General features: G+C 72.0%; 12 protein-coding genes. 6 read left to right on the top strand and 6 right to left on the bottom strand.

Translation table 11 applies throughout. The features are described 5' to 3' along the window. Nucleotides 1-2: 2 nt before the first annotated feature. The 5 genes from ABVB68_RS04335 to ABVB68_RS04355 all read left to right on the top strand — a co-directional run bounded on the left by ABVB68_RS04335 (nucleotide 3) and on the right by ABVB68_RS04355 (nucleotide 5,108). Entirely contained in the window at nucleotides 3-1,337 is a 1,335-nt protein-coding gene (locus ABVB68_RS04335) for a sulfate adenylyltransferase subunit 1 (protein ID WP_353599499.1), read from the top strand. A 234-nt stretch (nucleotides 1,338-1,571) separates the two neighbouring features. Further along, nucleotides 1,572-2,675 (top strand): ABC transporter substrate-binding protein, encoded by a 1,104-nt coding sequence (locus ABVB68_RS04340; RefSeq protein WP_353599500.1) that lies wholly within the window; start codon nucleotides 1,572-1,574, stop codon nucleotides 2,673-2,675. A gap of 35 nt (nucleotides 2,676-2,710) precedes the next feature. Further along, nucleotides 2,711-3,490: an ABC transporter ATP-binding protein gene (locus ABVB68_RS04345; RefSeq protein WP_353599501.1), complete on the top strand. Its 780-nt coding sequence runs from the start codon at nucleotides 2,711-2,713 to the stop codon at nucleotides 3,488-3,490. Further along, complete coding sequence (locus ABVB68_RS04350) at nucleotides 3,477-4,361, top strand: ABC transporter permease (protein WP_353599502.1); 885 nt, start codon at nucleotides 3,477-3,479, stop codon at nucleotides 4,359-4,361. Before ABVB68_RS04345 ends, ABVB68_RS04350 begins: the two co-directional genes overlap by 14 nt. A 6-nt stretch (nucleotides 4,362-4,367) precedes the next feature. Then, nucleotides 4,368-5,108, top strand: a complete 741-nt coding sequence (locus ABVB68_RS04355; protein WP_353599503.1) for a sirohydrochlorin chelatase — start codon at nucleotides 4,368-4,370, stop codon at nucleotides 5,106-5,108. Nucleotides 5,109-5,142: 34 nt separating this feature from the next. Here ABVB68_RS04355 and ABVB68_RS04360 read toward each other — a convergent pair whose 3' ends face one another. Together ABVB68_RS04360 and ABVB68_RS04365 are read right to left on the bottom strand one after the other, a co-directional pair. Next, nucleotides 5,143-5,445: a hypothetical protein gene (locus ABVB68_RS04360; RefSeq protein ID WP_353599504.1), complete on the bottom strand. Its 303-nt coding sequence runs from the start codon at nucleotides 5,443-5,445 to the stop codon at nucleotides 5,143-5,145. Between the two features lie 757 nt (nucleotides 5,446-6,202). Next, entirely contained in the window at nucleotides 6,203-6,754 is a 552-nt protein-coding gene (locus ABVB68_RS04365) for a DUF1697 domain-containing protein (protein ID WP_353599505.1), read from the bottom strand. Nucleotides 6,755-7,295: 541 nt separating this feature from the next. Here ABVB68_RS04365 and ABVB68_RS04370 point away from each other — a divergent pair. Then, nucleotides 7,296-9,539 (top strand): MMPL family transporter, encoded by a 2,244-nt coding sequence (locus ABVB68_RS04370; RefSeq protein WP_353599506.1) that lies wholly within the window; start codon nucleotides 7,296-7,298, stop codon nucleotides 9,537-9,539. Nucleotides 9,540-9,852: 313 nt separating this feature from the next. Here ABVB68_RS04370 and mgt read toward each other — a convergent pair whose 3' ends face one another. From mgt to ABVB68_RS04390, 4 genes are all read right to left on the bottom strand, one after another. Further along, nucleotides 9,853-11,070, bottom strand: a complete 1,218-nt coding sequence (mgt, locus tag ABVB68_RS04375; protein ID WP_353599507.1) for a macrolide-inactivating glycosyltransferase — start codon at nucleotides 11,068-11,070, stop codon at nucleotides 9,853-9,855. Between the two features lie 107 nt (nucleotides 11,071-11,177). Next, nucleotides 11,178-12,452: an ABC transporter substrate-binding protein gene (locus tag ABVB68_RS04380; protein ID WP_353599508.1), complete on the bottom strand. Its 1,275-nt coding sequence runs from the start codon at nucleotides 12,450-12,452 to the stop codon at nucleotides 11,178-11,180. Continuing rightward, nucleotides 12,452-13,285, bottom strand: coding sequence for a carbohydrate ABC transporter permease (locus ABVB68_RS04385; RefSeq protein WP_353599509.1), 834 nt, complete (start codon nucleotides 13,283-13,285; stop codon nucleotides 12,452-12,454). The genes ABVB68_RS04380 and ABVB68_RS04385 overlap by 1 nt, the downstream gene beginning before the upstream one ends. Continuing rightward, nucleotides 13,282-14,190, bottom strand: a complete 909-nt coding sequence (locus ABVB68_RS04390) for a carbohydrate ABC transporter permease (RefSeq protein WP_353599510.1) — start codon at nucleotides 14,188-14,190, stop codon at nucleotides 13,282-13,284. Before ABVB68_RS04390 ends, ABVB68_RS04385 begins: the two co-directional genes overlap by 4 nt. Nucleotides 14,191-14,303: the final 113 nt, after the last annotated feature.

The following is a 14,303-nucleotide window of genomic DNA, read 5'->3' on the forward strand; positions in this document are numbered from 1 at the left end:
GCATGACGACGACCACGACCGAGGCGCTCTCGGCCACCACGCTGCTGCGGTTCGCCACCGCCGGCTCCGTCGACGACGGCAAGTCCACCCTCGTCGGGCGGCTGCTGCACGACTCCAAGTCGGTCCTCACCGACCAGCTGGAGGCCGTGGAGCGCGTCTCGGCGAGCCGCGGGCAGGAGGGCCCGGACCTCGCGCTGCTCACCGACGGCCTGCGCGCCGAGCGGGAGCAGGGCATCACGATCGACGTGGCGTACCGCTACTTCGCCACGCCCCGGCGCCGGTTCATCCTGGCCGACACGCCCGGGCATGTGCAGTACACCCGCAACATGGTCACCGGCGCCTCGACGGCCGAGCTGACGGTGGTCCTGGTCGACGCCCGCAACGGCGTGGTCGAGCAGACCCGCCGGCACGCGGCCATCGCCGCCCTGCTCCGCGTCCCGCACGCCGTCCTCGCCGTCAACAAGATGGACCTGGTCGGGTACGACGAGAAGGTGTTCGCCGCGATCGCCGAGGAGTTCACGGCGTACGCGACCGAGCTGGGTGTCCCGGAGGTGACCGCGATCCCGATCTCGGCGCTGACCGGTGACAACGTGGTGGAGCCGTCCGCGAACATGGACTGGTACGGCGGTCCGACCGTCCTGGAGCACCTGGAGACGGTGCCGGTCAGCCACGACCTGGCGCACTGCCACGCCCGGCTGCCCGTGCAGTACGTGATCCGGCCGCAGACCGCCGAGCACCCGGACTACCGGGGCTACGCGGGCCAGATCGCGGCCGGCACGTTCCGGGTCGGCGAGCCGGTCACCGTCCTGCCGTCCGGGCGGACCTCGAGGATCTCCGGCATCGACGTGCTCGGCGAGCCGGTCGACGTGGCGTGGACGACGCAGTCGGTCACGGTGCTGCTGGAGGACGACATCGACGTCTCGCGCGGTGACCTGATCGTGCCGACCGAGGACGCACCGGCCACCACGCAGGACGTCGAGGCGACCGTCTGCCACGTGGCCGACGCCCCGCTGACCGTCGGCCACCGGGTGCTGCTCAAGCACGGCACCCGCACGGTCAAGGCGATCGTCAGGGACATCCCTTCCCGGCTCACGCTCGACGACCTGTCCCTGCACCCGCACCCGGGGCAGCTCGTCGCCAACGACATCGGCCGCGTGAAGATCCGTACCGCCGAGCCGCTGCCGGTCGACTCCTACGCCGACTCGCGCCGCACCGGCTCCTTCATCCTGATCGACCCCTCGGACGGCACCACGCTCACCGCCGGCATGGTCGGTGAGTCGTTCGCGGCCCCCGAGCCGGTCAAGGACGCCGCCGACGAAGACGGCTGGGACTTCTGATCGTGCAGACGACCGACGTCTACTCGACGTTCGCGAAGGAGGGCGGCCGCGTCGGCAGCGGCGCCCTCGGCAGCGGGCAGGGCGGAGTGGCGCGATGTGCGCGCTGACGTACGCGCACCGCTTGCGCGCCCCGTCCCCCCACCCGACGTCCCGGAAGCGACGAAGACCCTTGCCGAATTCCCGGCCACGTCCTGAGAGACCGTGACCGCCGGGCCTCCGAGAGGAACACCTCCCGTGCCTGCAACGAACCCTTTGCGCCGAACCTTCGCGGTGCTGGCCGCGCTCCCTCTGCTGACCCTGGCCGCCTGCGGCTACGGGTCCGAGTCGAAGAACGACGACACCACCAAGGTCGCCGCCGGCGCCGAGAAGACCGACGGTCTCGACTCCGTCAGGATCGGCTACTTCGGGAACCTGACCCATGCGACCGCGCTCGTCGGCATGCGAAAGGGCTTCTTCCAGAAGGAACTGGGCGGCACCGAGGTCAAGCCCGCGATCTTCAACGCCGGCCCCTCCGAGATCGAGGCGCTCAACTCCGGGTCCATCGACATCGGCTGGATCGGCCCGTCCCCGGCCGTGAACGGATACACCAAGTCGAACGGGCACAGCCTGAAGATCGTCGGCGGTTCGGCGTCCGGCGGTGTGAAGCTGGTCGTGAACCCGAAGAAGATCAAGTCCCTGAAGGACGTCAAGGGCAAGCGGATCGCGACGCCCCAGCTGGGCAACACGCAGGACGTGGCGTTCCTCAACTGGGCCGCCGAGCAGGGCTGGAAGGTCGACGCGCAGGGCGGCACGGGTGACCTCACGGTCGTTCGCAGCGACAACAAGGTGACGCCGGACGCCTACAAGGCCGGGTCCGTCGACGGCGCCTGGGTGCCGGAACCGACCGCGTCGAAGCTGGTCGCCGAGGGCGGCAAGGTGCTGCTGGACGAGTCGACGCTGTGGCCGGACAAGAAGTTCGTGATCACGAACATCATCGTCTCGCAGAAGTTCCTCAAGGCCCACCCGAAGGCCGTCGAGGCGGTGCTCAAGGCCTCGGTCACGACCAACAAGTGGATCAACGCCAACCCTGCGCAGGCCAAGGCAGCGGCCAACGAGCAGCTGGCGGCGGACTCGGGCAAGGCGCTCCCGGCGAAGGTCCTGGACCCGGCGTGGAAGTCGATCCAGATCACCGACGACCCGCTGGCCGCCACCCTCGACACCGAGGCGAAGCACGCGGTCAAGGCCGGCCTGCTGAAGAAGCCGGACCTCAAGGGCATCTACGACCTGACGATCCTCAACAAGGTCCTCGAGGCCGCGGGTGAGAGCCCCGTCGACGCCGCCGGCCTCGGCACCAGCTGACCCCGTTCCCGACGAGTACCCAGGAGGTGACGACCATGGCCACGGCCCTCGTCAAGGCCGACCAGTCGGTCGAGTACGCCGCACGCCTCGAGCACGTCTCGAAGTCCTTCGCGACTCCGCGCGGGGAGCAGCTCGTGCTGGACGACATCACCCTCGATGTCGCGCCCGGCGAGTTCGTCACCCTCCTGGGGGCCTCGGGCTGCGGCAAGTCCACGTTGCTGAACCTGGTGGCGGGGCTGGACCGGCCCACCGCCGGTGCCATCCACACGGACGGCCGCCCGGCCCTGATGTTCCAGGAACACGCGCTCTTCCCGTGGCTGACCGCGGGCAAGAACATAGAACTGGCCCTGAAGCTCCGGGGAGTCGCCAAGCCCGAGCGGCGCGGCAAGGCCGAGGAGCTGCTCGAACTCGTCCGGCTGAAGGGCGCGTACGGCAAGCGGGTGCACGAGCTGTCCGGTGGCATGCGGCAGCGGGTGGCACTGGCCCGCGCGCTGGCGCAGGAGAGCAGCCTGCTGCTGATGGACGAGCCGTTCGCGGCGCTCGACGCCATCACCCGGGACGTGCTGCACGACGAGCTGACCCGCATCTGGGCGGAGACCGGCGTGTCCGTGCTGTTCGTGACGCACAACGTGCGCGAGGCGGTGCGGCTGGCCCAGCGGGTCGTCCTGCTGTCCTCCCGTCCGGGCCGGGTGGCCCGGACGTGGGAGGTCGACATCCCGCAGCCGCGCCGTATCGAGGACGCGCCCGTGGCGGAACTGTCCGTCGAGATCACCGAAGTACTGCGTGGGGAGATCCGCCGCCATGGCCAGCACTGAGACGACGCCGGTCAAGGACGCCGGGAGCGTCGAGGCGGGCCTCGACGCTCTGGAGACCTCGACCACGAGCCGCCCGTCCCTGCGGCGGACCCTCATCGACAAGGTCCTGCCGCCGATCCTCGCGGTCGCGGTGGTCCTGGTGGTCTGGCAGGGTCTGATCACGCTGAAGATCGTCGACGATCCGACCAAGCTGCCGTCGCCGTCGGCGGTGTGGCAGGCGGTCCGGAACGACTGGCTGCAGGGCAACCTGCTCGACTACATCTGGACCAGCGTCTCGCGCGGCCTGCTGGGCTTCTTCTTCGCGCTGCTGATCGGCACCCCGCTGGGTCTCGTGGTGGCGCGGGTGAGGTTCGTACGGGCGGCCATCGGCCCGATCCTGTCCGGTCTGCAGTCGCTGCCGTCGGTGGCGTGGGTGCCGCCGGCGCTGATCTGGCTGGGCCTGAACAACAAGATGATGTACGCGGTGATCCTGCTCGGCGCCGTGCCGTCCATCGCCAACGGCCTGGTCTCGGGTGTCGACCAGGTGCCGCCGCTGTTCCTGCGGGCCGGCCGGACCATGGGCGCGACGGGTCTGCGGGGCATCTGGCACGTCACCCTGCCCGCGGCCCTGCCCGGCTACGTGGCGGGCCTGAAGCAGGGCTGGGCGTTCTCCTGGCGGTCGCTGATGGCCGCGGAGATCATCGCGAGCTTCCCCGACCTGGGCGTGGGGCTGGGCCAGTTGCTGGAGAACGCCCGCACCGCCAGCGACATGGCCATGGTGTTCGAGGCGATCCTGCTCATCCTGTTCGTCGGTATCGCCATCGACCTGCTGGTCTTCAGTCCGCTGGAGCGGTGGGTGCTGCGCAGCCGCGGCCTGCTGGTGAGGAGCTGATCAGCCGTGCGCCCCGGACCCGTCCTCCTCGTCATCGCCCACGGCAGCCGTGACCCGCGGCACGCCGCGACCGTGCACGCCCTGGTGGAGCGGGTACGGTCGCTGCGGCCGGGGCTGCGCGTGGAGACGGGTTTCCTGGACTTCAACGTCCCGACGGTGCAGGGGATGCTGGAGTCGCTGGCCGCGGAGGGCGTGCGGGACGTCGTCGCGCTGCCGCTGCTGCTGACCCGCGCGTTCCACGCCAAGTCCGACATACCGGCCGTGCTGCGACAGGCGCCGGCGCGGCTGCGGATCCGGCAGGCGGACGTGCTCGGCCCGTCCCCGCTGCTGTTGTCGGCGCTCGAACGGCGCCTGTACGAGGCGGGGTTGAGGCCCCGCGACAAGTCCTCGACCGGGGTCGTGCTGGCCTCGGCGGGGTCCACCGACCCGGAGGCGATCGCGGTGATCGCCGACATCGCGCGGGAGTGGTGGCACACCGGTTGGTGCGCCGTGCGGCCCGCGTTCGCCTCCGCCTCCCTTCCGCGCACCGAGGACGCCGTGCGTGAGCTGCGCGCCCTCGGCTGTGAGCGGGTCGCCGTCGCGCCCTACGTGCTGGCCCCCGGCTTCCTCCCGGACCGCATCGCGCGCGGCGCCGCCGAGGCGGATGTGCTGGCGGAGGTGCTGGGCCCGGCGCCGGAGGTGGCGCGGGTGCTGCTGGAACGCTACGACCGCGCCTGCCGGCCGGCTCTCGCCGTACTCGGCGCCTGACCACCGCCGGCGCGGCCGGGCCGGCCCGGGCCGGTCACAGGCCGAGGGCGTTCGTGAGGTACTGGGTGAAGGTGAGGCTGCCGGTGCCGGCCGCCGCCGTGATCGCGACGTTCTCCAGCGCGGAACGGATCCGGCCCCGGTTGGGCGGCAGACCGTCCTCGGCGGAGAGCGCCAACTCGCGCTGGATCACCTCTCCCTGGCCGACCAGGGCCGGGTACTCGGCGTGCAGGGTCTCGGTGAGCCGGGCGGCGGCCTCCATGAGGGTCTCCAGGTCCAGCTCGGTGTTGTCGCCGTAGCCGACCGGTCCGTGGGCGGGTCCGAAGTTGTACGTGCTCATGTGCTTGTCCTCGCTTCTGGCCCTCAGGGGGCTTCTGGTCCGCAGGGGCCGCCCGTCCTGGGCGGCCATCGGGGGCTGGGACTCTGCGGGTTCGATGCGGGCGGGTCCGGGCCGCTGACGTTACCGATGTCGGCGGTGCGGGTACGGAGGGCCGGGACGGCTCGGCCGTACGGGTGATGGCGGGCCGGGTGGCCGGCCTCTTACCTGGTCGGCCTCCCGCGCCGGTGGCGTCGGCGCCGACTGGGCCGAAAACAGCCACCCGTCCGGGTGAGCGGTGCGCGTTGACCGGGCGCCGGGCGCCGCCGGGGGTGAGGGGTGCGCCCGCGTGTGGGCCATGGCGTGCCCGTCTCCTTCGTCCGTCCGTTCCGTTCGGCGATCGCGCGCGCTCCAGCGTTCCGCTTCGGCGGGTGCGCACGCTCCAGCCTAGGAACAGCGTGCTGGATTTATCGCGGAGTTCGGTGAGCCGGGCCATGTGGGGGCGGGCACGTGGTAAAGGGCACCGCGGTCCGGCGCTCCCCTGTGGCGTCGGACCGCGGTGGCTCTTCGTTCTGCGCCGGTCACTGCCCACGCGTCACACCTGTGGCGGCGCTCGCCCGCCGGAGGGATGGTTATCAGCCACTCCGGCTTCCGGTTCGCGGCGCGCAGCCGTCAGGGGGCCACTGTCAGCGGCCGGAGGGGCTCAGCGTCGGGTTGCTCGGCATCGCCGGAGGGGCTCAGCGTCGGGTTGTTCCGCATCGGGCGAGTCCGTCCCCGGGGGTCACTCCGCCGTGGCCGTCAGCTCGGCCAGCTTGACCACGGTGTTCCAGTTCCGGCTGGTGGCGGTCAGGCCCCTGGTGATCCGCGGGCGGGCCAGCGCCTCGGCGAGCTTGGAGCGGCCGACGCCGTCGGGGGCGTACAGGTACAGGCAGCGGTCGCCGAGCCGGAACTCCTCGGGCAGGTGGGCGGTCTGGTCGAGCTCCGCGAACCGGTCCGGGGTGACGGCGGCGGAGAAGTAGGTGACGTGCAGCTGCCTGGGCTCCAGGTCGGCGGCCGGGAAGGGGCACGCCTCCATGACCGCCTTCAGGTAGGCGTGGTCGCGCACCAGCACCTCGACCGGGAAACCGAAGCGTTCCTCGATCGCCCGCGCCAGCTCCGCCGCCAGCGACTCCGTGTCGTCGTGGCCGGTGGTGAACACGGCCTGGCCGCTCTGCAGATGGGTGCGGACCCCGGCGTGCCCGAGGCCGGTCATGAGCGTGCGCAGCTCGGCCATGGGGAGCCTCTTGGCGCCGCTGACGTTGATTCCGCGCAGCAGCGCCGCATAGGTCGTCATCCGGTCACGATAGAACGGCCGTCGTGCCCCGTGGGGGCGGGCACGACGGCCGGGTCCGGCGAGCGCCGGTTGGGCGAAACTCTGGCCGATCACCCGGCCGCGGATCAACTCCTACACGCAGCTGTGACTTGTTCAACAAGGCTCCGAAATCACAAAGGTGATCTCTGTCGGCGGATCGGACACGGGCTGCGCGGACGCGGTGGAGCGGATGTGGGGGAACGGGGGGCGAGGGGACAGGAGCGAGGGAACGAGAGCGGGCGCGGTGGATCCGATGCGAGGGAACGGGGCGGACCGGGTGCGCCGGACCGGGCACGCGGGCGCGGACGCGGAGGGTCGGGTGCGGCACGGGTCCCTGAGATCCGTCCCGGAGAACCGCCGATAGATGTAAGGGCCCACCGTCCTCCCCAGTGGGGAGCCGCGCCCGCCGCACTTCACCGGGCAGCACGACGAGGCGTGCCGGTGCGGCCCATACCGTCGGAACGGAGCAAGCACAGGCGTGGCGGCAGGGGGCCGTCACCGCACACGAGGGGGAACACCCGTCATGGGGAAGACACAGGTGCGGGGGCTGGCCGCCCGGGCCGGCGGCTGGAGTGCCCGGCACCGCTGGGCGGCCGTCGGCATATGGGTGCTGTTCGTGGTCCTGGCGATGGGCCTCGGCTCGGCGGCGGGCCGGGTCGACGTGGACGAGAGCGACCAGCTGGGCGGCGAGACCCACACCGCGGCACAGATCATCGACGACGCGGGGATCAAGGAGCCGGCCGCCGAGACCGTCCTCATCCAGGCGCGGGGCGGCACGGTCAGGGCCACGAGCGGCGGGTTCCGGGCGGCCGTCGCCGACGTGATCGAGGCGGTCGACGGCACCGGCGAGGTCACCGGCGTGACCTCGCCGTACGACACGCACGCCGTCTCCCGGGACGGGCGCAGCGCGTTGGTGCAGTTCGATCTGCGCGGTGACGCGAAGACGGCCGCCGACCGGATCGAGCCGGTGCTGAGCGCCGTCGCGGGGGTCCAGAAGCAGCACGGCGGCCTGCGGATCGAGGAGATCGGCGGCGCCAGCATGCAGAAGCAGTACAAGGACGCCTTCGGTGACGACTTCCAGCAGGCCGAGTACTCGGCCGTGCCGGTGGCCCTCGGCATCCTCCTGATCGCCTTCGGCGCCCTGGTGGCCGCGCTGCTTCCGGTGGCGCTCGCGATCACCGCGATCATGGCGACGATGGGCCTGATGGGCCTGGTCAGTCATCTGCAGCCGATGAGCGACACCGCCAACTCCGTGATGCTGCTGGTCGGTATGGCCGTCGGTGTCGACTACTGCCTGTTCTACCTGCGCCGTGAGCGCGAGGAGCGGGAGGCCGGGCGGGACGCGGCCACCGCGCTCAGGATCGCCGCCGCCACCAGCGGCCGGGCGATCGTCGTCTCCGGCGTCACCGTGTGCGTGGCGATGGCGGGCATGCTGTTCACCGGGCTCGCCGAGTTCGAGGCGATGGGTCTGGCCTCGCTGATGGTGGTGGCGGTCGCCATGGTCGGGTCGGTGACGGTGCTGCCCGCGCTGCTGTCGCTGCTCGGTGAGCGGGTCGAGAAGGGCCGCCTTCCCTTCCTCGGCCGCCGGCGCCGGCGGCACGGCACGAACGACGGGAGCCGGTTCTGGACCGCCGTACTGCGCGGGGTGCTCGCCAGGCCGCTGGTCTCGGTCGTCGTCGCGGCCGGAGCGCTGCTCGCGATCGCCGCGCCCGCACTCGGCATGAAGACCCAGCAGCTCACCCTGGACCAGGAGTTCGGCGACTCACTGCCGATCGTGCAGACCTACAACCGCATGAACGACGCCTTCCCGGGTGGCAGCGAACCGGCCCAGGTCGTGGTGCGGGCCAGGGACATCAACGCCCCCGAAGTACGCCGCGCGCTCGCCGACTTCAAGCGGGAGGCGATCGCCTCGGGCGCCTCACGTGGCCCGGTCGACATCAAGCTGCACGACGCGCAGAACGTGGCCCTGGTCTCCGTGCCCCTGGTCGGCGGCTCCGACATGGACAAGGCGACGCGGAACCTGGAGAAGCTGCGCGACGAGGTGCGGCCCGCCACGCTCGGCAAGGTCGACGGGGTGCAGGCGCCCATCACCGGGCAGGTCGCCGGCAACCACGACTTCAACGACCAGCTGATGGGCTCGGTGATGCCGGTCTTCGCGTTCGTGGTCGTCTTCGCCTTCCTGCTGATGCTGCTGTCGTTCCGCTCGCTGACCATCGCGATCACGTCGATCGCGCTCAACCTGCTCTCGGTGGCCGCCGCCTACGGCATTCTCGTCACCGTCTTCCAGCACGGCTGGGGTGCCTCGCTGGTGGGCGCGGAGGGGGTCGGCGCGATCGTGACGTGGCTGCCGCTGTTCCTCTTCGTCATCCTGTTCGGACTGTCCATGGACTACCACGTGTTCGTGGTCTCCCGTATCCGCGAGGCCCGGCTGCGCGGCCGCGACACCAGGGAGGCGATCCGGCACGGCGTGGTCACCACGGCCGGGGTCGTCACCAGCGCGGCGGTCATCATGGTCGCCGTCTTCGCGATCTTCGGCACGCTGTCGATGCAGTCCATGAAGCAGATGGGCGTGGGCCTGGCGGCGGCCGTCCTCATCGACGCGACGGTCATCCGCGGAGTGCTGCTGCCGGCGGTGATGGCACTGCTCGGCGAGCGCAACTGGTACCTCCCCCGGTGGCTGCACCGGCTGCCGGACCTCACCCATGACGAGGCGCCCGAGGCGATCGCGGGGCCCGTGCGCGAGGAGGGCGAACGGCTGACGGTCTGAGCACACCCGTCACCACGGGGCCCGCCGGTTCCTCCGGGAACCGGCGGGCCCCGTCCCGTCCCGTCCCGCGCCCGTGCGGACCCCCGTACGACGGCTCGCGCGGGGTCCGCGCGTGGCCCAGTCCGGCGGCGGACCACCGATGCCGGTTCGCGCGTGGCCCGGCACGACAGCGGACCACCGAAAGCAGGTTCGCGCGTGGCCCGGCACGACGGCGCACCACCGATGCCGGTCCGCAGGTGGCCCGGCACGACGGCGGACCACCGAATGCCGGTCCGCGCGTGGCCCGGCACTGCGGCGCACTGCCGGGTGCTCTCTACTTCCTCCGGTGTGCGGGCAGTTCGGCCTCGATGAGGTCCGCCGCCCGCCGGGTGCCGCCCTCCTGGGCCATCTCCGCCTGGATCTCCTTCAGCCTGCGGGCGGTTGCCGGGTCGTCCACCAGGGCGAGGGCGGCCTCGCGGAGGCGGTCGGCGGTGGCCTCCTCGGTGGCCAGCCGCCGGGCGACGCCGAGCGCCTGGAGCATGTCGGCGTTGCCGAACTGGTCGACGGCCTGCGGTACGGCGATCATCGGCGTGGCCGTGGCCAGTCCCTCCTGGCTGCCGCCGGCGCCGGCGTGGGTGACGAACAGATCGGCCTGCCTGAGGATCGCCAACTGCGGCACCCAGCTGTGCACTTCGACGCCGGCCGGAAGCTCTCCCAGCTCGGCGGGATCGACCTGGCCGCCGATCTGGAGGACCAGGTGCCAGCCGGGCAGGTCCCCGAAGGCGCGCAGGCACTCCCGGTAGAAGCCGGGCTGTTTGGTGAAGGTCGAGCCGAGGGACACCAGGACGACCTTCGCGGCACCGGCGGGGCGCTGCCAGTCACCCTGCTCGGCCCGGTCGCCCTGACAGGCGCCGACGAAGGAGTGGACGCGTTCGTCGACCCGGTCGGCGTGCGGCTGGAGGGCCTTGGGGATGAGTACCAGCGAGCGTGGCGGGCGGCCGGCGAAGGAGTCCGGGTGCTCGGTGATCCCGTTCTCCGCCAGCCACGCCTCGAACCGGGCATAGTAGGCCTGTCCGCGTTCGGTCCTCTTCGGTTCGGCCCACATCGGCTCGGCGACCTCCTTCTCGTAGCCCTCCCAGGCGACGAGGTTGGGTGACAGGGAGACCGCCGGGACGCCCCAGCGGTGGGCGAGGACCCGGGCCGGGTAGGAGGTGATGTCGTGCAGGACGAGGTCGGGTTCGTCGCCGGCGTAGGCCTCGATCAGCTGAGGGAGCGCCTGGATCGCGTCGGCGAGGAACGGCTCCACGTGGTCGAGCAGGGTGGTCCCCCAGGCCTCGGGGTCGGCGTCGGGGCCGGGCAGCGTGGAGGTGTAGAGCACCGGGCGGGCACCGGTGGCGGCCACCTTGCCGGCGAACGCGGGCGGGATGGCGTAGCTCACGCGGTGCCCCCGGGCGACCAGTTCCCGGATCACCTCCAGGCTGGGGTTCACGTGGCCGTGGGCGGCGATGGAGAACATGGCGATGTGCGCGGGTGCGGTCGTGGTCGCGTTCATGACGGCCACGCTATGCGAGACGCAACGTATCGTCTAACCAGTTTCCCGGCGCCGGCTTCGCGCCCCCGCCGTGCCGCGCGGACGGCGCACCCTCGCTCCCGGCCGTCTCAGCGCTGGTAGCGGGCCAGTACCAGGTTGCCGTCCTTCTCCAGGCGGCCGCGCAGCTCACCGAGACCGATGGCGCCGCTGTAGTACTCCTGGTAGGCCGGGGTGGCGACCTTGTCCTTCCACTCCGCATAGCCGCGGACGGACTGTGCGGGCGCCGGGCGCAGCCGGGCCGCGAGGGCGGTGCCGGTCGCCCAGCCGTTCTCGGTGGTGTGCAGGGCGGGATCGCGCAGCGCCTTGGTGCCGGTGGGCAGCATCCAGTCGCCGAGCGCGAGGCGGACCATGTTCGGCGGCCGCAGCAGGAAGTCGATGAACGCGGCCGCCTCCTTCTTGTGCGGACAGTCGGCGGACACGGAAAGGGTCTGGGGGCTGACGCCCTGGGTGAGTCCGCCGGCACCGGCCGGGGCGGGCAGCACCTGCCAGCGGAAGCCCTCGGGGGCCTGCTGCACGATCTGCTGGCGGTAGGAGAAGCCCAGCGGGACCATCGCGTACCGGCCGCCGAAGAAGCCGGGCAGGGTGTCGGAGCCACCGCTGCCGAGCGTCGAGGCGGGGGCGCTGTGGTCGATGGCCACCTGGTCGTGGGCGGTGCGCGGCACCACCGCGTCACCGGCCGAGAAGCGCACCCGGACCTTGCCGTCCGCGCCCCGGTGGAAGAGCCGCCCGCCCGCCGACAGGGACAGGTTGAGCGTGGCGGAGACCGGCTCCTTGAGCGGCCAGGCCACGCCGTACCTCCCGGGCCCGCTGAGCCTCTTGGCGACCTGCCGGAACTCCGCCCAGCTCCAGGGGTGTTCCGGGGTCGGTATGCGCACCCCGGCCGCCCGCAGCCGCGTGGCGTCGGCGATCAGCACCCGGGGCTCCTGGAGGAACGGCACGCCGTAGACGCCGTGCCCGAAGGTGACGGAGTCCCAGCTGCTCTCCGGGATGTCGGACCTGAGCCGGGCGGGCAGGAGGCCGGTCAGGTCGGCGAGGTAGCCGCCGTGGGCGAAGTCGGCGAGGTCGTCGGAGGCGTCGTGGACGACGTCCGGCGCCTCGCCGCCCTCGAAGGAGGTGAGCAGCTGGTCGTGCACGCTGTCCCAGCTGCCCTGGACGTACTCGACCTTGACGTCCGGGTGGGTCGCGTTCCACTCCTCCACCAGGTCCTTGTTGGCGGTGACGGACTCCTGCTGCCAGGCCAGGGACTGGAAGCGCAGGGTGATCGGGCCGCCGCGGTGGCCTGGCGAGGAGCAGCCCGCGAGGAGCAGCAGGAGCACCACGAGCGCCGCGCCGGGGATCCGCATCAGCTCTTCACCGCCCCGGCGAGCAGGCCGCCCGTGATCCGTCGCTGGAGGAGTGCGAACAGGGCCACGGAGGGCAGCGTGGCCAGGAACGCGGCGGCGGCCAGCGGGCCGAGGTCGGCGACTCCCTCCGCGCCGATGAAGTGGGTGAGGACGACCGGGACGGTCTGCTTCCCAGGGCTCTTGAGCAGCACCAGCGCGAAGAAGAACTCGTTCCACGCGGTGACGAACGCGAAGAGCGCCGTGGCCGCGATGCCCGGCGCGAGCAGCGGCGCGGTCACCGACACGAGGGTTCTGAGCCTGCCCGCACCGTCGACGGCCGCCGCCTCCTCCAGTTCGGCGGGCACCGCCCGGACGTGGCCGACGAGCATCCACAGCGCGAAGGGCAGCGCCCACACCACGTACACCAGCACCAGTCCGATCAGGGAGTCGACCAGCCGCAGGTTCTTCAGCACCAGGAACAGCGGAATGATCACCAGCACGAAGGGGAACGCCTGGCTCACCACCACCCATCCGGTGGCGGCCCGGGCCAGCCGGGTGCGCCGGCGGGCCATGACGTAGGCCATCGGGGTCGCGAGGAGTACGGCGACGAGCGCGGTGGCGAGCGCCACGAGCAGGGAGTTGAGGGCGGCGTGCGCCAGTGGCTGCTCGGCGAAGGCCTGCCGGACGTTGGCCAGGGTGGGGTGGCGCGGGATCCAGGCCGGGTGTGGAGCGCCCAGTTCGCGCGGGGACTTGAGCGCGGTGGACAGCAGCCACAGGAACGGGAAGGCGAGGAAGACCAGATAGGCGAGGAGGGCGGCGTACTGGCCGGCGCGGGTCCGGCGGCGGGCCCTCATGCCTGCTCACCGCCGCGCAGCCGGCCGGCCAGGAACACCGCGAGCAGGACGGAGACCACCGCGACGAGCACACAGCCCATGGCCGCCGCGTAACCGAACTGGCCGTACCGGAAGGCCTCCTCGTAGGCGAAGAGCATGGGCAGCCGGGTCCTGCCGCCGGGTCCGCCGCTGGTGAGGACGTAGACCAGGGCGAAGGAGTTGAGGTTCCAGATGAGGTTGAGCGCGGTGACGGCGAGGGCCACCGGTCTGAGCGCGGGCCAGGTGACCGCGCGGAAGCGGCGCCAGGCGCCCGCGCCGTCCACCGCGGCCGCCTCGTGCAGTTCGCGCGGGACGTTCTGCAGTCCGGCGAGCAGGGCGACGGTGGTCTGCGGCAGCCCCGCCCAGACGCCGACGACGATCACGGCGGGCAGCGCGGTGGCCAGCCCGCTCAGCCAGTCCCTGCCGTCGCCCAGGCCGAGGTCGCGCAGGGTCTCGTTGAGCACGCCCGCGTCCGGGTTGTAGACGAGCCGCCACATGATGCCGACGACGACCTCGGGCATCGCCCAGGGCACGATCGCGAGGGCGCGGGCGAGCCCCCGCAGGCGCAGGTCCTGGGAGAGCAGCAGGGCCAGGCCGAGTGCCAGCAGGAACTGGGGCACGGTGACGCCGGCCGCCCAGACGAGTCCGATCCGGAACGACTCCCAGAAGAGGGTGTCGTGCAGCAGGTCGCGGAAGTTGAGGGCCCCGATCCACCGTGTGGGCGCGGTCCGCCCGGACTGGGCGTCGGTGAAGGCGAGCAGGACGCCGTAGAGCAGCGGGCCGACGCTGAGGACCAGGATCGGGATGAGGGCGGGCAGGACCAGGAACCAGGCCCCGGGACCGGCCCGCCGGCGGGCGCCCCGCCGCGCTTCGGCCACTGTTGTCACGGAATCAGCCCCCTTGCCGCTCCGGTTGGCGTGTTCATGGTCGTGAAGGGCCTTTACCTCGTCAAGGGACCGCGCACACCGACCGACCTGTGCGAATGCGAGACTGACCGGCA

The organism is Streptomyces sp. NPDC096012, from assembly GCF_040426375.1.
In the GTDB taxonomy this organism is placed as follows: Bacteria; Actinomycetota; Actinomycetes; order Streptomycetales; family Streptomycetaceae; genus Streptomyces.